This is a genomic window from Gordonia crocea (assembly GCF_009932435.1).
Lineage (GTDB): Bacteria > Actinomycetota > Actinomycetes > Mycobacteriales > Mycobacteriaceae > Gordonia > Gordonia crocea.
This window is the reverse complement of record NZ_BJOU01000001.1, coordinates 1,626,313-1,645,904: the sequence shown is the minus strand read 5'-3', so window position 1 is coordinate 1,645,904 and position 19,592 is coordinate 1,626,313. Positions and strand designations below refer to the sequence as shown.

General features: G+C 67.2%; 20 protein-coding genes, 2 tRNA genes and 1 pseudogene. 11 read left to right on the top strand and 12 right to left on the bottom strand.

The window, feature by feature from the left end; genetic code table 11:
* Positions 1-39: 39 nt before the first annotated feature.
* Positions 40-663, bottom strand: a complete 624-nt coding sequence (locus tag nbrcactino_RS07750) for a TMEM175 family protein (RefSeq protein ID WP_161926828.1) — start codon at positions 661-663, stop codon at positions 40-42.
* A 34-nt stretch (positions 664-697) separates the two neighbouring features.
* Here nbrcactino_RS07750 and nbrcactino_RS07745 point away from each other — a divergent pair, with 34 nt between their 5' ends.
* From nbrcactino_RS07745 to nbrcactino_RS07710, 8 genes and pseudogenes are all read left to right on the top strand, one after another.
* Positions 698-1,063, top strand: coding sequence for a PLD nuclease N-terminal domain-containing protein (locus nbrcactino_RS07745; protein WP_161926827.1), 366 nt, complete (start codon positions 698-700; stop codon positions 1,061-1,063).
* A 1-nt stretch (position 1,064) separates the two neighbouring features.
* Positions 1,065-1,951: pseudogene (locus nbrcactino_RS07740) on the top strand (Sir2 family NAD-dependent protein deacetylase).
* A gap of 36 nt (positions 1,952-1,987) precedes the next feature.
* Positions 1,988-2,536: a PadR family transcriptional regulator gene (locus nbrcactino_RS07735; RefSeq protein WP_161926826.1), complete on the top strand. Its 549-nt coding sequence runs from the start codon at positions 1,988-1,990 to the stop codon at positions 2,534-2,536.
* Positions 2,537-2,591: 55 nt separating this feature from the next.
* Complete coding sequence (locus nbrcactino_RS07730) at positions 2,592-4,691, top strand: NADPH-dependent 2,4-dienoyl-CoA reductase (protein WP_161926825.1); 2,100 nt, start codon at positions 2,592-2,594, stop codon at positions 4,689-4,691.
* Positions 4,692-4,705: 14 nt separating this feature from the next.
* Entirely contained in the window at positions 4,706-5,509 is an 804-nt protein-coding gene (cmrA, locus tag nbrcactino_RS07725) for a mycolate reductase (protein WP_161926824.1), read from the top strand.
* A gap of 10 nt (positions 5,510-5,519) precedes the next feature.
* Positions 5,520-6,119 carry an oligoribonuclease gene (gene orn, locus nbrcactino_RS07720; RefSeq protein WP_161926823.1) on the top strand — a complete coding sequence of 200 codons (600 nt, stop codon included), beginning with the start codon at positions 5,520-5,522 and terminating at the stop codon, positions 6,117-6,119.
* A gap of 107 nt (positions 6,120-6,226) precedes the next feature.
* Positions 6,227-6,299 (top strand) — tRNA-His (locus nbrcactino_RS07715).
* 139 nt (positions 6,300-6,438) lie between these two features.
* On the top strand, positions 6,439-6,615 hold the full coding sequence (locus tag nbrcactino_RS07710) for a hypothetical protein (protein ID WP_161926822.1): 177 nt from the start codon (positions 6,439-6,441) through the stop codon (positions 6,613-6,615).
* A 5-nt stretch (positions 6,616-6,620) separates the two neighbouring features.
* Here nbrcactino_RS07710 and nbrcactino_RS07705 read toward each other — a convergent pair whose 3' ends face one another.
* From nbrcactino_RS07705 to nbrcactino_RS07655, 11 genes are all read right to left on the bottom strand, one after another.
* The gene (locus tag nbrcactino_RS07705; protein WP_161926821.1) at positions 6,621-7,043 is read right to left on the bottom strand and encodes an ectoine synthase; all 423 of its coding nucleotides are present in this window, start codon (positions 7,041-7,043) and stop codon (positions 6,621-6,623) included.
* The gene (gene ectB, locus nbrcactino_RS07700) at positions 7,040-8,311 is read right to left on the bottom strand and encodes a diaminobutyrate--2-oxoglutarate transaminase (RefSeq protein WP_161926820.1); all 1,272 of its coding nucleotides are present in this window, start codon (positions 8,309-8,311) and stop codon (positions 7,040-7,042) included. The genes nbrcactino_RS07705 and ectB overlap by 4 nt, the downstream gene beginning before the upstream one ends.
* Positions 8,312-8,405: 94 nt before the next feature.
* Positions 8,406-8,918 (bottom strand): diaminobutyrate acetyltransferase, encoded by a 513-nt coding sequence (gene ectA, locus nbrcactino_RS07695; protein WP_161926819.1) that lies wholly within the window; start codon positions 8,916-8,918, stop codon positions 8,406-8,408.
* Positions 8,919-9,097: 179 nt separating this feature from the next.
* A complete protein-coding gene (locus tag nbrcactino_RS07690; protein ID WP_161926818.1) occupies positions 9,098-10,591 on the bottom strand; it encodes a DUF4185 domain-containing protein in 1,494 nt (497 codons plus the stop codon).
* Between the two features lie 437 nt (positions 10,592-11,028).
* On the bottom strand, positions 11,029-12,171 hold the full coding sequence (locus tag nbrcactino_RS07685; protein WP_161926817.1) for an acyl-CoA dehydrogenase family protein: 1,143 nt from the start codon (positions 12,169-12,171) through the stop codon (positions 11,029-11,031).
* Between the two features lie 31 nt (positions 12,172-12,202).
* Positions 12,203-13,417, bottom strand: coding sequence for a L,D-transpeptidase (locus nbrcactino_RS07680; RefSeq protein WP_161927656.1), 1,215 nt, complete (start codon positions 13,415-13,417; stop codon positions 12,203-12,205).
* Positions 13,418-13,561: 144 nt separating this feature from the next.
* Positions 13,562-14,149 carry a hypothetical protein gene (locus nbrcactino_RS07675; protein WP_161926816.1) on the bottom strand — a complete coding sequence of 196 codons (588 nt, stop codon included), beginning with the start codon at positions 14,147-14,149 and terminating at the stop codon, positions 13,562-13,564.
* Positions 14,146-14,850, bottom strand: coding sequence for a serine hydrolase domain-containing protein (locus nbrcactino_RS07670; protein WP_161926815.1), 705 nt, complete (start codon positions 14,848-14,850; stop codon positions 14,146-14,148). Before nbrcactino_RS07670 ends, nbrcactino_RS07675 begins: the two co-directional genes overlap by 4 nt.
* A gap of 223 nt (positions 14,851-15,073) precedes the next feature.
* Positions 15,074-15,146: transfer RNA gene (locus tag nbrcactino_RS07665), tRNA-Lys, on the bottom strand.
* A 92-nt stretch (positions 15,147-15,238) separates the two neighbouring features.
* Complete coding sequence (locus nbrcactino_RS07660; RefSeq protein WP_161927655.1) at positions 15,239-16,396, bottom strand: L,D-transpeptidase; 1,158 nt, start codon at positions 16,394-16,396, stop codon at positions 15,239-15,241.
* 41 nt (positions 16,397-16,437) lie between these two features.
* Positions 16,438-16,680, bottom strand: coding sequence for a DUF3618 domain-containing protein (locus nbrcactino_RS07655; RefSeq protein WP_161926814.1), 243 nt, complete (start codon positions 16,678-16,680; stop codon positions 16,438-16,440).
* A 109-nt stretch (positions 16,681-16,789) separates the two neighbouring features.
* On the opposite strand from nbrcactino_RS07655, the gene bcp reads away from it, so the two are divergent.
* The 3 genes from bcp (at position 16,790) to nbrcactino_RS07640 (ending at position 19,580) form a co-directional block, all read left to right on the top strand.
* Positions 16,790-17,263: a thioredoxin-dependent thiol peroxidase gene (gene bcp, locus nbrcactino_RS07650; RefSeq protein ID WP_161926813.1), complete on the top strand. Its 474-nt coding sequence runs from the start codon at positions 16,790-16,792 to the stop codon at positions 17,261-17,263.
* Between the two features lie 11 nt (positions 17,264-17,274).
* The gene (locus nbrcactino_RS07645) at positions 17,275-17,904 is read left to right on the top strand and encodes a TetR/AcrR family transcriptional regulator (protein WP_161926812.1); all 630 of its coding nucleotides are present in this window, start codon (positions 17,275-17,277) and stop codon (positions 17,902-17,904) included.
* Between the two features lie 119 nt (positions 17,905-18,023).
* Entirely contained in the window at positions 18,024-19,580 is a 1,557-nt protein-coding gene (locus tag nbrcactino_RS07640; protein ID WP_161926811.1) for an HNH endonuclease signature motif containing protein, read from the top strand.
* Positions 19,581-19,592: the final 12 nt, after the last annotated feature.

Below are 19,592 nucleotides of genomic sequence, written 5' to 3'. Positions count from 1 at the left end.
GGCCCTGTTTCTCGCCGACTGGGCCCTCATCCCCGTCGACTATTCGCCTCGGGCCCGAGTGAGGATCGCGCTGAGCGGTCCCGGAACCACCAGCAGGAGCAACGGCAGGCTGCCCAGCGACGGCCAGACGATCGTGACGACCAGCGCGACGATCAGCGCGATGATCGTGCCGACGCCCGACCAGCCGGCCAGACTCCGCCGGACCGCATCGTCGTGGACGACCAAATCGGGATGGCGCAGCCCCTGTCGCGAGATCACGATGAGCGACCCGATCGCGAACCCGAGCACGACGATGTAGAAGGCATCGGCCCACGACACCCGATCATTGGAGATCAGTGCCGTGGCCAACGGGAGAACGACGATGGACAACAGCCACAAAAAATGGACGTTGAACATCGTGGCGTTGTACCCCTGGAAGTTCTCCATGATCTCGTGGTGGTTGCGCCACAACACCCAGATCACCGCGAAACTGATGAAGAAGCCGAGCAGCGCATCGCTGTGTTGGTTCATCGCATCGATAAAGGTCGGTTGGGCACGCAGCTCACTGGCCAGGTCGGCCAACGGCAACACCAGCAATGTCAGCGCGATCGCGACGACGCCGTCGGAGAAGGCGATGAGGCGTTTGAGCCCCTCGGGCGTGCGGCGTTGCGGGGGATTCGACATGAGGTGAGGGTAGCCCCGCTGATAGATTCCACACATGCCGTATCTGGGACTCTTCACGCTGGCCGTCATGGTGCTCACGCTGATCGACGTCATCCGAACCGACGAGTCGTTGGTGCGCGGCCTTCCCAAGATCGCCTGGGTGATCCTCGTCGTCATCATTCCGCTGGTCGGTGCGATCGCCTGGATCGCCATGGGCCGGCCCGCCATCGACGACGTCCCACACCGGGACCCGCAGTCGACGGCCTTCCCCGAGTACGACCGCCCCGGCCGACACGTGGCCACCGACCCCGACGCCGACCGGGAATTCCTGGAGCAGGTCCGGCGCCGCGCCGAAGAACAACGGCGCAAGGGTCTTGAGCAGCGCGGGGACCTGGAGCGCAAGGAACCCGACGCGGACTGAGATGCGCCAGGCAGCGTGGGAACCGGCCGAGCCGACTGACCCCGACCCCGACCCCGTCGGGCGGGCCGCGCAGCTCGCCGCCTTCCTCGACGGCCGGCGCACACTCGCCCTCACCGGCGCCGGCCTCTCGACGCCGTCGGGGATCCCCGACTACCGCAGCCCGGGGTCACCGCCGCGGACCCCGATGACCATTCAGATGTTCCTCGGATCCCCGGACTTCCGGCGCCACTATTGGGCACGCAACCACCTCGGGTGGCAGCACATGGACGCCGCGCGCCCCAACGCCGCGCACCGGGCCCTCGTCGACCTTGAACGGTCCGGCCACCTCACCGGAGTGGTGACGCAGAACGTCGACATGCTCCACCTCAAGGCCGGGTCGCGGCGCGTCCTCGACCTCCACGGTTCCTACGGCCGGGTGATCTGCCTCGGCTGCGGGCACCGATTGTCCCGCCACGCGCTACACCGATCCCTCGACGCGGCGAATCCGGGGTTCGCCACCCGCGTCGCCGGGCGGGGCGCAATCGAGGTGGCCCCGACGCCGACGCCGACCTCGCCGACACCGAGTCCTTCACCATGGTCGACTGTCCCCGCTGCGGCGGGATCCTCAAGCCCGACATCGTCTACTTCGGCGAATCGGTGGCCAAGACCGTCGTCGCCCGGGCCTTTGCCCTGGTCGACGAGGCCGACGCCCTGCTGGTGGCCGGCAGCTCGCTCACCGTGATGTCGGGACTGCGGTTCGTCCGATACGCCGCCAAACACCGAAAACCGGTCGCCATCGTCAACCGCGGCGCGACCCGCGGCGACGGGGTCGCCGAGCTCAAGATCGACCACCGTTGCGAGGAGGTCTTGCCGGTCACCGCGGCCGCCCTCACCGCGCTATGCACATAGTTGCATAGCAACAACGCGCACTGCTACTGTGCGCGTATGGCGCTTGAGCACGCGATCATGGTTTCCCTGGCCGAACGGCCGGGCACCGGCTATGAGATCGCGCGGCAATTCGACCGGTCGATCGGCCACTTCTGGTCCGCAACGCACCAGCAGGTCTATCGCACCCTGAAGAAGCTCCACGTCGACGGCTTGGTCGACTTCGAGCCGGTGGCCCAAGACGGCCGCCCGGACAAGAAGGTCTACCAACTCTCCGACGACGGCCGCGAGGCGCTGGCCAAGTGGGTATCGACCCCCACCCCGGTGACCCCGCTGCGCAACGAGCTGGGCGTCAAGATCCGAGGAGCCGAACACGGCGACCTCGCATCGATCATTCTCGAGCTCGAGCAATACCGCACCAACAACCAGCACCTGCTCGACTTCTATCGCTCCTCCGCGGCGCGGGACTATCCCGACCCGGACTCCCTCACCGGCCGCAAGCTGCACCAGTACCTGGTCTTGCGCGGCGGGATCCGCGCCGCCACCGGAGTCGTCGAATGGTGCGACGAGGTCATCGCCGGCCTCGGCAAAGAACTGAAAGAACACTAGCCCGGCAATCAGCCCGATCAGCCGAGCCAGCCCAACCCATCGAAAAGGATCTCCCGTGGCTTCTCCTACCGTTCCGGTCGCTCCCAACCCGCACTACCCGCACCTGTTCGAGCCGCTGACCATCAACGGCCTCACCATGCCCAACCGCATCGTGATGGGCTCCATGCACACCGGCCTCGAGGATCGGGTCTGGGACACCGACAAGCTGGCCGCCTACTACGCCGAACGCGCGCGCGGCGGCGCCGGACTGATCATCACCGGCGGATTCGCCACCAGCCGGACCGGCCAGCTGGTCACCCTCGGCGGCAAGATGACCAACCAACTCGACGTGGCGCGCCACCGCAAGGTCACCAAGACCGTCCACGAGGCCGGCGGGCTGATCGCCATGCAGCTCATCCACGCGGGCCGGTACGGCTACAACCCGTTCAAGGTGGCCGCCGGCTCCGAGCCCTCCCCGATCCACCCGTTCAAGCACCTGAAGATGACCGAGCAGATCATCTGGCACGTCATCCGGACCTTCGGCCAGGCCGCGAAGCTGGCCGAGAAGGCCGGATACGACGCAGTCGAACTCATGGGCGGCGAGGGCTACCTCATCAACCAGTTCCTCTGCCCGCACACCAACGACCGCACCGACAAGTGGGGCGGCACCACCGAGAACCGGCAGCGCTTCCTCGTCGAGATCATCAAAGAGGTGCGCAAGCAGGTCTCGCCGGCCTTCCCGATCATCCTGCGGCAGTCCATCGCCGACTTCGTGAAGAACGGCCAGACCTGGGACGAAATCGCACTCATGGCGCGCAAGGCCCAGGAGTACGGCGTCGACGCCATCAACACCGACATCGGCTGGCACGAGGCGGGCGTCCCGACCATCGTCACCTCCGTCCCCCGCGGCGCCTTCGTGAAGTTCACCGAGCGGCTGCGCGACGAGGTGACCATCCCGCTGATCGCTTCCAACCGCATCAACACCCCGGAGTTCGCCGAGGAGATCCTCGAGCGCGGCCGCGTCGACGCGGTGTCGATGGCCCGCCCCCTGCTGGCCGACCCGGACTGGGCGAACAAGGCCCGCGACGGGCGCGCCGACGAGATCAACACCTGCATCGGGTGCAACCAGGCCTGCCTCGACCACGCCTTCGTCGGCAAGAAGGTCTCGTGCCTGCTCAATCCCCGGGCCGGCCGCGAGACCACGCTGACGCTCGGCGCCACCCGCCTGGCCCGCCACGTCGCGGTCATCGGCGCCGGCCCCGCCGGACTCGCCGCGGCCGTCTCGGCGGCCCAGCGCGGCCACCGTGTCGAACTCTTCGAGGGCGGCGAGGCGATCGGCGGTCAGTTCGCCATCGCCGCGCGCATCCCGGGCAAGGAAGAGTTCAACGAGACGATCCGCTACTACCGGCGCCAACTCGAGATCAACAACGTCCGGGTGCACCTGGGCAAGCGGGTGAGCGCCGAGGAGATCCTCGACGGCAGCGCGAGCGGCTTCTCCGGCGAGCAGGCGAAGTTCGACGACGTGGTCATCGCGACCGGCGTCGTACCGCGCATCCCCAACATCCCCGGCATCGACCACCCCATGGTGATGTCCTACGCCGACGCCGTGCTCGGGCGCCGCGAGATCGGCAAGCGGGTCGCCGTCATCGGCGCCGGCGGTATCGGTTTCGACGTCACCGAGTTCCTGACCGTCGACGAGTCGCCCACCCTCAACCTCAAGGAGTGGGAACAGGAGTGGGGCGTCAGCGAAGACCTGTCGATCCCCGGCTTCGTCACCAAGCCGCGTCCGCTGCCCCCGGTGCGCGAGGTCTACATGGTGCAGCGCAAACCCGGACGCCAGGGCAAGTCGCTGGGCAAGACCACCGGTTGGGTGCACCGCGCTGCGGTCAAGATGAAGGGCGTCGAGCAGATCTCCGGCGCGACCTACGATTTGATCGACGACGCCGGGCTGCACATCACGCTTCACGACAAGGAGGGCAACGAGACCGGCAAACGGATCCTCGAGGTCGACAACGTCGTGGTGTGCGCCGGCCAGGAGTCGGTCCGCGAACTCATCGACCCGTTGACCGTCGCCGGGGTGACCACCCACGTGATCGGCGGCGCCGACGAGGCCGGTGAGCTCGACGCGAAGCGGGCCATCCGGCAGGGCACCGAGGTGGCCGCCTCGCTGCCCTGACTACCATTGGGGCTATGGGAATCCCACATCCGTCAGCGCAGGCCAGAGCCGTTGTCACCGGCGCATCGTCGGGAATCGGCATGGGGTTCGCGCGCGATCTGGCCGCGCGCGGCCACGGCCTCATCCTCGTCGCCCGGCGCGGCGAGATCCTCGAGGATCTCGCTGCGCAACTGCGCGCCGAGCACGGGGTGCCGGTCGAGATCCGGGCCATCGACCTCTCCGACCCGACGGCGGTCACCGTGCTCTGCGGCGAGTTGGCCGGGCGGGAGATCTCCATCCTGGTCAACAACGCCGGGGTGGCCACCTTCGGGCCGCTCGTCGACCTCGATCCCGAGTACGAGCGGGCGCAGGTCCGGCTCAACGTCAACGCGGTCCACGACCTGACGCTGGCCGTCCTGCCCCAGATGGTGGCGCGGCGGGCGGGCGGCATCCTGATGGTCGGCTCGGCGGCCGGCAACATGCCGATCCCCAACAACGCCACCTATGCGGCCAGCAAGGCCTTCGTCAACACCTTCAGCGAGTCGCTGCGGGTCGAGGTCGCCGACGCCGGCGTCCACGTGACCCTCTTGGCGCCGGGGCCGGTGCGCACGCACACCCCGACCGCCGAAGAGGCGAGCACCGTCGACGCGAACGTGCCCGACTTCCTGTGGCATGACTCGGCAAAAGTCGCCACGATGAGCGTGGATGCACTGTTGCGCAACAAGATGCGCGTGGTTCCCGGTGCGCTGTCCAAAGCCATGTCGGTGGCCGGCGGATACTCGCCGCGCAAAATCACCGCGCCGATCGTCGGCGCCTTCTACCGCAAGCTCGGCGACTAGGGTTGGTCCGGTGCAAGACAAACTGGTGTGGATCGACTGCGAAATGACCGGCCTGGACTCGGCCGCGGACAAACTGATCGAGATCGCCGTCTTGGTGACCGACGGCGACCTCAACATCCTCGGCGACGGCTTGGACATCGTGATCCACGCCGACGACGAGGCCTTGGCGAACATGCCCGACGTCGTCACCAAGATGCATGCGGCCTCCGGCCTGACCGACGAGGTCCGCGCGTCCACGGTGACCCTCGCCGAAGCCGAGGATCAGGTCTTGGCATACATCCGCGGCCACATCAACTCGTCGGGACAGGCACCGCTGGCGGGGAACTCGATCGCCACCGACCGCGCCTTCATCGCCCGTGACATGCCCCGGCTCAACGAGTACCTGCACTACCGGATGGTCGACGTCAGCTCGATCAAAGAGCTCTGCCGCCGCTGGTATCCGAAGATCTACTTCGGCCAGCCGGCCAAGGGCCTCGCACACCGGGCCCTGGCTGACATCCGCGAGTCGATCCAGGAGCTCCGGTACTACCGTGCGGCGGCCTTCGTGGCCGCTCCCGGGCCCGACACCGACGAGTTGACCGCGATCGTCGCCGATCTCGACCAGTCGTGACCTGCCGCGACACGACGGCGGGGAACCGATTGGTATTCGGCCGCGTTGACCCGCTAGAGTAGGACCCTGGCTCTGGGCGATGGCGATCCCGTCGGTCAGCGCCGATGGTGGCTGTAGTTCAGTTGGTAGAGCACCAGGTTGTGATCCTGGCTGTCGCGGGTTCGAGTCCCGTCAGCCACCCCGAGCCGACAGCGCCCGGCCCGCGATTCGCGGACCGGGCGCTGTTTGTCTTTCCGGATGTTGTCTTTCCGAATGGGATTCGGGGTGCCGCGTTCTTCACGATGACGCATAATGGTGGCCAACGGCTAGGAGCTCCGACATGAATGTCCCCACCCCATCGATGTCCCGCGACACGACGACGCGCTGTCCCGCCGAGTGGTCCGGTCGCCGCCGCACCCCGCACAAGCCGCGGTGCGCCCTGCCCGTCGGACATCAGGGCCAGCATCGTGCGGAGTCGCGCGCCGACGATCAGACCAACGACATGTACGTCTGGTAGTCGGTTTATCCCGCGGCTGCGTTGGCCGCCTGCGCGGGAACCTCGACCAGCGGGTACACCCCGTTGTCGTCGTGGACCTCGGTACCCACGACCGGCGGGTTGAACACGCACAACATGCGCAGTTGAGTCGTCGCCTCGACGGTGTGGCGCTCATGCCCGTTGAGCAGATACATGGTCCCCGGAGCCAGCGGGTAGACCTCGCCGGTCTCCCGGTCGGTCAACCTTCCCTCCCCTTCGACGAGCCACACCGCCTCGATGTGGTTGGCGTAGTGGAACTCGTTGACCGAGCCGGCGGCGATCGTCGTCTCGTGGAAAGAGAACCCGACGCCGTCGCCGCCGAGGACGATGCGCTTGGAGCGCCAGTTGCCGTTGGGCGCCGCGACGTCGCGTTCGGTACCGGTGATCTCCTCGGTGGTGCGCACGATCATGCCAGCACCTCCTCGACGGCCTGGGCGAGCACGGCAAGGCCGACCTCGAGGTCGTCGGCGTTGATGGTCAGCGGCGGCAGCAGTTTGACCACCTCGTCGGCGGGACCCGAGGTCTCGACCAACAGGCCGGAGTCGAAGGCGATCGCACACACCTTGGCCGCGGCCGGCGCGTCGTCGAAGACCAGCCCGCGCACCATCCCGCGCCCACGGTGCGACAGGCCCTCGTGCTTCTCGCACAACGCGGTGAAGGCGGTGGCGATGCGGTCGCCCTTGGCGATCACGTCGCGCGAGAGGGCATCGTCGGCCCAGTACTCCCGCAGTGCCGCCGCGCCGGTGATGAAGGCCGGGTTGTTGCCGCGGAAGGTGCCGTTGTGCTCCCCCGGGCCCCAGACGTCGAGGTCGGGGCGGATGAGGGTCAGCGCCAGCGGCATGCCGTAGCCGCCGATCGACTTGGACAGCGTCACGATGTCGGGAACGATGCCGGCCTCCTCGAACGAGAAGAAGGTACCGGTGCGGCCGCAGCCCATCTGCACATCGTCGACGATGAGCAGGATGTCGCGGCGGCGGCACAGTTCGGCGAGCGCCCGCAGCCACTCGGCACGGGCGACGTTGACCCCGCCCTCGCCCTGCACCGTCTCGACGATCACCGCGGCCGGGCGGTTGAGACCGCTGCCCGAATCGTCGAGCACGCGCTCGAACCAGTTGAAGTCCTCGACGACCCCGTCGAAGTAGTTGTCGAAGGGCATCGGCGTCGCGTGCACGAGCGGAATGCCCGCACCGGCGCGCTTCATCGAGTTGCCGGTGACCGACAGCGAACCCAGGGTCATGCCGTGGAAGGCGTTGGTGAAGCTGATGATCGACTCGCGTCCGGTGACCTTGCGCGCCAGCTTCAGCGCTGACTCGACGGCGTTGGTCCCGGTCGGCCCGGGGAACTGCACCTTGTAGTCGAGGCCGCGCGGGGCGAGGATCAACTCGTTGAAGGCGGAGAGGAACTCCCCTTTCGCCTCGGTGTACATGTCGAGGCTGTGGGTGATCCCGTCCTGCGCCAGGTACTCCATCAACGGCCCCTTGAGGGCGGTGTTGTTGTGGCCGTAATTGAGTGCGCCGGCGCCGGCGAAGAAGTCGAGGTAGCGCTTACCGTCGACGTCGGTGAGCCATGCGCCCTTCGCGCGGCTGAAGACCGTCGGCCAGTTCCGGCAATAGCTGCGGACCTCGGACTCGTGGTCGGCGAAAACCTCGGGGGTGATCTGTTGCGATAGGAGTTGCATCGATATTCCTCATTTCGTTTCGTATATCTACTGGTTGCGTGTGTGACGTACGCGAGTCGTGCGTGACGTGTCGGCCGGCGGCGCCGTGCCGCTCCTAGGGGGCGAGGACGTAGAGGTCCTCGGCCTCGTGTCCGTCGCCGAGATCGGTCGCGGCGAACAGCGGCCGTCGGGTGAAGGTCAGTCCCCGGCGCTGCGCGACCGAGGAGAACAGGCGTTGCGATGCTTCGTTGTCCGGGCTGATAGTCGTGTGCATGGCACGCACGCCGCTGTCGGCGAAACCGTCGATCAGGTGGTTCAGCATGGCCGCCGCGATACCCCGCCCCCGCTGTCGACCGTCCACGGCCACCTGCCACACCATCAGGACCGACGGATCGGCGGGCCGCTGGTAGCCGGTGACGAAGCCGGCGAACTCCCCGTCCACCTCGGCAACGACCGAGGTGGCTGCGAAGTCGTGGCACCACAACACGTAGGCGTAAACGGTGTTGGCGTCGAGGACGCCGGTATCGACGGCCAGACGATGCATCAAGGCACCGTCTGAGATCCGCGGTTGCCGCAAGGCAACCCGGTCGTCGGGAGTCGTGGTCGCGCTTGTCTGGGACAGCCTCATACCTGAACCGACCGTAACCACAGCCGGTGGGCGAAATCATCCCGGCGCTGAAATCGACCCGCTCAATCCCGTGCTTGGCACTGGTCAGACCCGATCTGTGACTTGTGTCACATTTCAGCCTCGTTCGCCGGCTCACGGACAAGCGGTTGCGGGGGTGGGAGTGGGAAGCTCCGCCTCGATCAGTAGACGCGGGCCCGCATCAGGCTCACGTTGTAGGTCGACCACTGGCTCAGCGTGAAGTAGAGGTCGTTGCCGCTCGACCAGGGGTGGATGAATCCGCCGTAGAGCTGCGACCGGTCGCCGGAATGGACCAGTTGCACCGGCTCGGACCACCTGCCCTGGGGTTCGCGCGCGGTCCGCAACACGATCGCCCCCTTCACGACGTCGAGATAGGTCATCTCCCAGCGTGCTGTTTCGGCGTTGTACCGCACCGACAACTCGCCCGTCGGGCCGCCGAACAGCACCGATGCCGCGTTCGCGTCGCGGGAGGGCACCCAGCGCCCATCGCGCCAATACTGGTAGGCGGTCTTGTTCAGGACGTCATCCTTGCGGACCCGCGCGAGGCCGACCGAGCCCAACCGCGAGTTGGGGGTGCCGAACATGTAGACGTAGTCGCCCTGGGGCACCATCGACGCCACCTGGAACTGCGAGGTCCCGAAGACGTTGTCCCACCGCAGGTACGGGTCGCGGGTCCACGTCGACCCCTCGTCGTCGGAGTAGGCCAACCCGCCGTGGTTGGTCAGCCACACACCGGGGATGTTGCCCCACGCCCGGACCGACATATAGGTCATGAACTGCCGCTCGCCGATCGCGAAGCCCGACGTGGGGATCGTCGTCAACTCGTAGTGGTTGATGTGCCGCGCGTCGACGACCTGCACCGCATGGCACCGACTGTCCTGGATCATCGTGTCGATCGACATCCCGTCGGCCAACTTCCGATCCGAACTGAATCCGATGATGTTGCTGCGCCAGTCGCCGCCGTTGGCCCCCGGCGGCTTGAAACCCTTGCCGAAGGTGTCGCCGAAGGCGACCGCGATCTGGCCCGGCTTGGACTCCCACATGATGCCCAGGTCGGTGCCCATGACCTGCCAGCGCTTGTCGGTCCGGCTCGTCGACCCCTTGCCGGTCAGCGTCGAGACCCACCGCACCGAGCGGACCCGCGGAAGGCTCGGCGCCGGGGTGAGCGGGGCGCGGTCCCACCCTGGATTCACCTTCGCCGGCGGCGGCGGAAGCTTCGGCGCATACGGATTCGGCACCGGGTATGGAATGTTGATCGGCTTCAGTTTGAAGGTGATCTTCGGCGCGGCCAGACTGCCCAGAGACCCGTTCGCCCCGGATGGTTTGGGCTTCTTGGGATCGGTGAGATCCGGGCAGGGGTCGACGCAGCGCTTCTTCTTGGGCGGCGGCTGCTGCGACGGTATCCGCACCGGCTTCTTCTTGGGCCCCGGCTCCGGCACGGGCAGCAGCCTCGGATACGGCAGGTCGAAGCGAAACTCCTGCGGGACCATGTCGCCGGGTCCGACCGGGTTCGGCTTGGGCTTGGGCGGCAGGTCGTTCACGCAGCCCGAGCTCGGCAGAATCCGCGCATGTGCCGACCCCGGCACCAACGCCGTCGACGCGACGAGGGCAGCCGATACCGCAAACCAGACGAACCGCTGGCGGGCCAGTGTCATGGAAGGAAACCATACCGCGTCCGATTGGGTCCCCGACCGACGACGCGGAATGGGACCCAACCGTGATGCTGTTGTGGCTGTCGGCCGTGGAAAATGCCTTCGATCACCCTCGCCGGTTCAGGTAGCCTCACCGACCGTGCGCAAGGAACCTGACATGACCACTTCCGATCTGGGAGGTAGGAATGCAGGTGAACGTATTCGCGGCCGGGATGGTTGCCGTTATCGCGCGCACCGAACCGGACAACACCGCATCGCGCCGCGTTCTGGAGGCTGCCGGTTTCGTCCGCACCCCCGCTGCCGACTCTGTTGAGCACCTGGCATATCGGCGTTCCGTGGGCGCTGTTTCGCCGCGGCCCATCCGGTAGAGCCGGAAAACCCGGCCCCAGCGGCGTGCTGGAGCCGGGTTTACCAACGCGTCTGACTGACGCCGGGCACCGTCACAGGGAACGGGCGATGATCTCCTTCATGATCTCGTTGGTACCGGCGTAGATCTTCTGCACGCGGGTGTCGGCCCACATGCGCGCGATCGGGTACTCGTTCATGTAGCCGTAGCCGCCGAACAACTGGAGGCACTCGTCGGCGACGACCATGGCGCGGTCGCTGGTCCACCACTTCGCCATGGCGACGGTCGGGATGTCGAGCTCGCCCTTGAGGTGCTTGACGATGCAGTCGTCAACGAACACGCGGGCGATCTTGGCCTCGGTGGCACACTCGGCGAGCTTGAATTTGGTGTTCTGGAAGCTGAACACCGGGCGGCCGAACGCTTCACGCTCCTTGGTGTAGGCGACCGTCGCCTCCACCGCCGCCTCCATGCCCGACACCGAAGTGACGCCGATGATCAGTCGCTCCTGCGGGAGCTGCTGCATCAGCTGGATGAAGCCCAACCCCTCGGCATCGCCGAGCAGGTTCGACTGCGGGACGCGCACGCCGGTGAAGTTCAGCTCCGAGGTGTCCTGGCCGCGCTGCCCGATCTTGTCCAGGACGCGACCGCGGCTGAAGCCCTCGCGGTCGGCCTCGACCAGGATCAGCGAAATGCCCTTGGCGCCCTCGTTGGGATCGGTCTTGGCCACCACGATGATGAGGTCGGCCTGGCCGCCGTTGGTGATGAAGGTCTTCGACCCGTCGATGACGTAGTCGTCGCCGTCCTTGATCGCCTTGGTCTTGACGCTCTGCAGGTCCGATCCGGTACCCGGCTCGGTCATCGCGATGGCGCCGACGACCTCACCAGTCGCCATCTTCGGCAGCCACTGCTTCTTCTGCTCCTCCGAGCCGTATGCGAGGAGGTAGTGCGCAACGATGGCGTTGTGCAGGCTCACGCCCCAGGACGAGTCGGCGATGCGCGACTGCTCCTCCATGAGCACGGCCTCGTGGGCGAACGTGCCGCCCCCGCCGCCGTACTCCTCCGGGATCGACATGCAGAGAAGGCCGACCTCGCCGGCCTTGTTCCACAGGTCGCGGTCAACGTGGTGCTGCTCGCGGAATCGGTCGATGTTGGGTGCGATTTCCTTCTCACAGAAGGCGCGCGTCATCTCGCGCAGTGCACGCAATTCGTCTGTAGCCCAAGGGGAATTATCTGCCATGCGGGTGACACTAGCACTGCCCGAACGATCGCTAGGCGTTGCCCTTCTTCCACCGTTCCCAGGGGATATTCCAGTCGCCGAGGCCGTCGGTGCCCGACAGCATCGGGCCCTGCGTGTGCTTCACCGTCACCGGATCGCCGCGCAGCGTGTTGTTCATCACCCACAGCGCGTCGGCCGGGCTCAGGTTCAAACAGCCGTGGCTGGTGTTGGTGTTGCCCTGGGCCCACACCGACCAGGGGGCCGAGTGGAAGTAGATGCCGCTGTAGGACATCTGGGTCGCGTAATCCACCGGGGTGCGGTAGCCGTCGGCCGAGTTGATCGGCACGCCGTAGGTCGAGGAGTCCATCACCAGGTGGGCGTGCTTGTCGCCGACGATGTAGATGCCCCGATCGGTCGGCGTGCCCGGCTTGCCCATCGAGGTGGGCATCCGCCGGACGACCTTGCCGTCGCGCTCAAAGGTGACGGTCTTCGTCCGGTCGTCGGCGGTGATGAGCATCTGCCGACCCACCCGGAACGTCGACTTCACGTTCTTCTGCCCGTACACCCCGTCGCCGAGGTCGATCCCGAACACGTTGACCGCGACGGTGACCTTGGTGCCGGACTTCCAGAACTTCTCCGGGCGCCACCGCAGGTCCTGCGGGCTGATCCAGTAGAAGGCACCCTCCACCGGCGGGTCGGTGGTGATGACGATCGCGTCCTGCACCGCCTTGCGGTTGGTGATCGGCTCGTCGAACTTCACCGAGATCGGCTGGCCGACGCCGACGACCTCGCCGTTGCGCGGCACCAGGTAGGGCATCGTGAAGTTGTTCGCGGTGCTGGTGGTGAACGAGCGCTGGATGTCGGACTGTCCGCCGACGCCGGTCGCCCGTGCGGTCAGGGTATAGCGGCTGGCGAATGCCATCGGCGCGGTGTTGGTCCAGGTCGACCCGTTGTCGGTGATCTGCCCGGGCACCTCCCGACCCCCGCTGGACACCTTGACGTTGGTCAGCGATCCCTGCTGGGCCCGCACCGTCACCGGCGCGCCCGGCTGCACGCCGATTGCGTTCTCCTTCAACGCCTTCTCACCGAGGCCGGTCACGGTCAGCGCCGGCGCCGCCAGATCGGCGAACTGCGACGAGTCGCTGACCGTGTCGGGATAGGTCGGCGATTTGGTGCACGAACTGAGCATGCCGACCATCGCAATCAGTGCTGCGAGGACGACGAACGGCGCGCGGCCACCACGGGTGCCGCCACGGGGGTAACCCATCATTCTCCAACCATCGATCGTGCGAATCCGCTGTGCGGACATCGAGCCGGCCGGGTGCGAGCACCTGCGGCGTCGGCGATGGCTCCCATTGTAGGCGATCTCCGCGGTACGGACATACCCGCGCATCGGGTCAAAGCGCGCCGGCTACCTCAGCGCACTGATCTGTGCCATCGCACCGGCCATAAAGTCCCCCAACGCCTCCGGCGCGGCAACGCCGGCGCAGACCGCGAAGTTGCAGCCGGCCCCGCCGAATCGGCCGGTGCCCGTCATGATCCCGATCAGGTTCGGGGCGTCGACGATAGTCGGCAACCCCTTGATCATCGTCGTCATATCGCTCGGGGGCGACTTCCGCGCGCGCCGCTTGGCGAAGTCGACGTGAGCGGGGTTCTTCTTGTCGGTCGCCGATTCGATCACCCGCTGGAAGAACTCCTTGAGGTCCAGGTTCGACGAACTGGCAAAGATGTCGCTCACCCCCGAGCTCAGCGGAGGGAGCCCGGTGCGCACGATGACGATGTCGAAGCTCGGCACCACCACAACCAACTGGCCAAGGGCGCCCGACATCGCGAAGGCATCGCGCGGCAGCCCCTCCCAGACCCGGCGGTTGAAGAACTGGGGTGACGACACGGAGGTGTTCCCGTACCGGTCACCGGCATTGGTCCAAAAGGTATAGCCGTATCCGGGATTGGCCTTCGTGCCCTTCACCGCGTCGGCGAAGTAGTCGGCGGAGATCACCCGCTGACCGCGCCAGGCCCCCAGTGCATGGACAGGGCTCCCAGCCGACCGAGGTCACTCGGGCGCATCGCCAGACCTCCGGCAACCTGCGGGACGCCCCGCCGGTCAGCGATCCACGCCCAGCGATTGCGCGCGATGCCCACGCGCGAGAACACTTCGGCCTGCGCGAAATCGAGGAATGAGCGCCCGGTGGTGCGACTGATGATCGCCGCGAGCAACGACAACGAAGCCTGGGCGTACTGGAACGTGGTGCCCGGCGCATGGTCCCGGGCGGTGTGGAGCAGGTAGTGCTCGATGTCGGTCAGATAGCCCGCGACATCGGCGGGCCAGCTGAAGTGCAGTCCACTGGTCTGGGTGATCACCTGCTCGACGGTGATGTTGCCGACCGGCCCCCGCGCCTTGGGGAAGAACTTCTTCAGCGGATCAGTCATCGAGAAGTATCCCAGCGTGACCGCACGGCCGACGACGAGCGAAGCGACGGACTTGCTCGCGCTGAACACCGGCGCCGCCTTGTCCGCCCCATACGACGCAACCAGGCAATCGTGCCGGTACACCCGCACCTCCCAGGCCGAGGTGCTCGCGGCGAACTGAACCGATCGTCGCAACTTGGCGGCGTCGAGGTTGACACTCGTCGGCGAAGCCAAGGCACCCGGTTCGGCGCAGGTCGCCGTCTGTGCACCGGCGGCGGGCACGGTCAGCACGGCCGCAGCCGCAGAGAGGGCAATGAACGCCGATGTTACAAGTCGTAACTTAGATCGCATGGGGAGCAAGTTAGCCGATCGCGAGACGGTTGTCACATCTACCCGCCGTCATGCAACGCCTCACAGTGTCCCGCCACACCCGTTGGCGGGGGCATAAGGGGGTTTCGGCCGGAATCGAGAAAGACCCCCACCAGCGTTTCCACTGGTGAGGGTCTGTGTCTTGTGCGCCATCAGGGACTCGAACCCCGAACCCGCTGATTAAGAGTCAGCTGCTCTGCCAATTGAGCTAATGGCGCTCGCGAATGCGACCCCAAGACATTAGCACCGCTGCGGCCTGCAGACGAAATCCGCTGGTAGCAGCCTTATCTGGGGGTGCGCGCGACGCGGATCAGGCGTTGCCCTTCTTCCACACCGACCACGGGACGTTCCAATCGCCGAGACCGTCGTCGCCGGGCAGCGGCGGGCCGACGGTGTTCTTGACGATCACCAGATCGCCGCGCCTGGCGTTCTCCCGGAACCACAGCGCATTGGCGTCGTTGACGTTGAGGCAGCCGTTGCTGACATCGGTGTTCCCCTGTTGCCCCACCGACCAGGGAGCGGCGTGGACGTAGATCCCGCTGAACGAGATCCGCGACGCGTTGTAGACGACCTCGCGATAGCCCGCGGCCGACTTGACCGGCACACCGTAGGTGGAGGAGTCCATGATGACGCTCGGCACCCGCTCGGCGACCATGTACACGCCGGTGTTGGTCGGGGTGGAGTCCTTGCCCATCGAGGTGGCCATCGTCCGCACCGGCTTGCCGTTGATGTAGACGACGATCTGCTTGGACTTGTCGTCGGCGATCGCGACGAACCGGCGGCCGATGGTGAAGTGCGACGACAGGTTGTTGGTGCCGTACACCCCGTCACCCAGGTCGATCCCCTTGGTGTGGACCGCCACCGTCACCTTGGTACCGGGTGCGAAGTAGTGCTCGGGGCGCCAGCGGACCATCGAGTCGTTGAGCCAGTAGAAGGCCCCCTCCACCGGCGGATCGGTGGTGACCGTGATCGCGCGCTGCGCGTTGAGCTTGTTGGCCACCGGCGCGTCGAAGTTGATCGGGACGGTCTGTCCGACCCCGACGGTCTCGCCGTCGTTGATGACGGTCGAGGCGGAGGCGAAGCTCGACGCGGTACTCGTGGTGAATGCCACCTGCTGCGCCCGTTCGCCGGCCACGCCGCGGGCCGACGCGGTCAACGTGTAGTGCGCGCCGAAGGACAGCGGCTTGGACGACTGCCAACGCTGGCCGTCGTCGGTGAGGCGGCCCGGCACGGTGCCGTCGGGCCCGGACACCGTGACGTCGGTCAGCACGCCCGCATGCGTGGCCACCACGACCGGCGCGCCGGGCATGACGCCGACGGCCTGGTCGGACAGGGGCTTGCCCTCCCACCCGGTGACCGTCACCGCCGGCAGCGCGGACTTTTGAAAGTCGCCCACCCGGTCGATCTGATCGGAATACGAGGGCGCCTTGGTACACCCGGCGGCGGCCACGACGACGACCCCGGCCATCGCGACGACGGCCGCGGCACGCACCGCGTTTCGAACCTCGATCACCGGCGACGCCCCCGGAGCTTGCGGATGATCGACAGCAGCACGAGCCCGGCGAACCCCACGCCCACGCCGACGACGGTGTACTTCACCGCCGGTGTGTTGAGGGTGGCGATGGCGCGCGACTTGGCGTCATCGGCCAGTCGCTGCGGGTTCGCGCGATCGGCGAGTTGGTCCAGCGTCGAGGCCAAGTCCTCGCGGGCCTGCGCGATCTGCTGTTCGATGCGCTCTGTGTCTTTGGCCACGGGAGATCTCCTTCTCGTGTGGTCGGGTCGCAGTGGTCAGGTCAACTGGGATTCGAGCCTACTCCGCAGCCCCCCGCCGAGCGCGATCCGATCGGCTAGCCTCAAACACATGTCTGCCCCCACGCGTTTGGCCGTCGGCGATCCCGCGCCGGAATTCACCCTCCCGGACTCCCACGGCAACCCCGTCTCCCTCTCCGACTACGCCGGCCGGCGCGTCATCGTGTACTTCTACCCCGCTGCTATGACGCCCGGCTGCACGAAGCAGGCCTGCGACTTCCGCGACAACCTGGCCGAGTTGAACGACGCCGGTCTCGCGGTGGTCGGCATCTCGCCGGACAAGCCGGAGAAGCTGGCCCGGTTCGCCGAGGCCGACGGCCTCACCTTCCCGCTGCTCTCGGATCCGGACAAGAAGGTGCTGACCGAGTGGGGCGCCTTCGGGGAGAAGAAGCTGTACGGCAAGGTCGTCCAGGGCGTCATCCGCTCCACCTTCGTCGTCGGGGCCGACGGCCGTCTAGAGCAGTGCCTGTACAACGTCCGCGCAACCGGGCACGTCGCCAAGCTGCGCCGCGACCTCAAGATCTGACCCCGTCGGCCATGCGCGACCCGTTGACTCCCCTGGTCCCCCGACGGCGGCCGACCCAGGAGCGCAGCCGGCGCAAGTTCGAGACCATGCTCGCCGTGGCCCGGCAGCTCCTCATCGACGTCGGATTCGAGTCGATGACCTGCGAGGAGATCGCTGCGCGCGCCGACGTCCCGATCGGAACGCTCTACCAGTTCTTCGCCAACAAGTACGTGATCGTCTGCGAGTTGGACCGGCAAGACACGGTCGGCGTCCAAGCCGAGCTGGCCGAACTCGGCTCGGCCATCCCCTCGCTGGACTGGCCCAATATTCTCGAACGGTTCCTCGACCACCTCGCCGCGCTGTGGCAGCACGACCCGTCGCGCCGGGCGGTCTGGTTGGCGGTGCAATCCACGCCGGCCACCCGGGCCACCGCGGTCCTCAACGAGCAGGCGCTCGCCGAGCGCCTCGAACACATCCTGGCGCCGCTGACCCCGCATCAACGCGAGCGGCGCAAGACCATGGCCCGGCTGCTGGTCCACACCGTGTACTCCGCGCTGAGCTTCTCGGTCCAGACCGGCCAGGACCACGAGGCCACCGTCACCGAACTCAAACGGATGCTCGGCGGCTATCTCCTCCGCGAACAGGACAAGCTGGAAAACTGAATCGACCCGACGCTTGTCAGCCTTATGCGCTAGTATGAACATACGTTCGATTGCATGCTTTAAAGCGCAGGCGGGAGGGGGTGAATCCGGTGAACGATCATCCAGCGAGCGATTATCCAATGAGCGATACTGCCGCGTCGGCACCTGGTGACCTACCCGACACCGCCCTCGGGCTCGCACAGATCATCGACGCGGCCATCAGCCGGCTCGCAGCGATGCCCTTGGGCCTGACCCCCGACGATCAGGTCCTCGAGACCGTCACGACGCTGGAAGCCGCGTGGCGACGGGCCGACGGCGCCAACGCGGCCCTGTTGGTGGAGGTCTCCGATCGCGAGCTGTTCCGCACCGCCGGGCACACGTCGGTCAAGCGGTACTACGCCCAGGCGCAGCGGTTGGGTGCGTCGGCGGCGAATCGACGGGCGGAGGTGGCCCAGGCCATCGGAATCCTCACGTCGATGACCGGGGAGAAGCTCCCGCCCAAGCGCGAGCCCGTCGCCGATGGGGTCGCCGACGGAATGATCTCGGCCGAGGCGGTCCACGAGATCGAGCAGGTGATGGCCAAGGTGCCGCGGAACACGCCGCCCGACGAGGTCGACACCGCGGTCGGCATCATGGCCACCGCGGCACGGGAGATGGCCCCGGTCGACCTGCGCGCGATCGGCACGCGACTACTCGCGCATCTCGATCCCGACGGCTCGCTCACCGACGACACCGATCGCCGACGCCAACGCGGCCTGACACTGGGCCCTCAGGACATCCGCGGCATGAGTCGGATCAGCGGCTGGCTGACACCCGCCGCACGCGCCAAACTCGAAGTCCTGCTGGACAATTGGGCCGCGCCGGGAATGAACAACCCGGAAGACCCCGGCAGTCCGGCGGGTTCGGTCGCCGAGCTCGGCGAAGCCGACCGCGACACCCTCTCGCAGTCGGTACAGCGCGATGCGCGCAGCGCCGCCCAGCGCAATGTGGACGCCCTCGAGCTCGGACTGGATTGGCTCCTCGGGCACGAGGCCTATGGCCCGCCCGACCGGATCCCATCGCAGCTGGTGATCACTGTCGACGGAGAGGATCTGCACCGCCGGGCCGGCGTGGCACTCACCGCGACGGGAACGATGGTGCCGGTCGGCGACTTGATCACCCTCGCTGCCGACGCCCTCCCCTACCTCGAGGTGTTCAAGGGAGGCACACGTGTGGTCCTGGACTTCTGGCGCGGCAAGCGCTTGGCCACCCTGCCCCAACGGCTCGCGATCTTCGGTTCCGACCTCGGTTGCACCCGACCCGGCTGTACCGAGCCGTTCAGCCGCACCGAGGCCCACCACGGCGCACTCGACTTCGCCAAGGGTGGCAACACGAACGTCAGCGAGATGACGGGTGCCTGCGGGCCCGACAACCGCAACGTCGGGACCAAACCGGGCCAGTGGGAAACCGCGGTGATCACCGAGGGGCCCGACGAGGGGCGAATCGGCTGGCGACCGGCCGGCACCGACCAGCCCTTCGCGACCAACCCGGTGCACAACCCGGCGGCGTTTCTCGGTAGTCGGCACACCGCCGATCCCCCACCCGATCGCCGGCCACCGCCGAGGATGCACCGCACGCGGCCAGCGCCCATCGGCCAGTCGACCCGACCGCCGGGCTCGCTCGTCGAAGCCGGCTTCGAACGGCTCCTCGCCGCCTGAGCCGGGACCGGG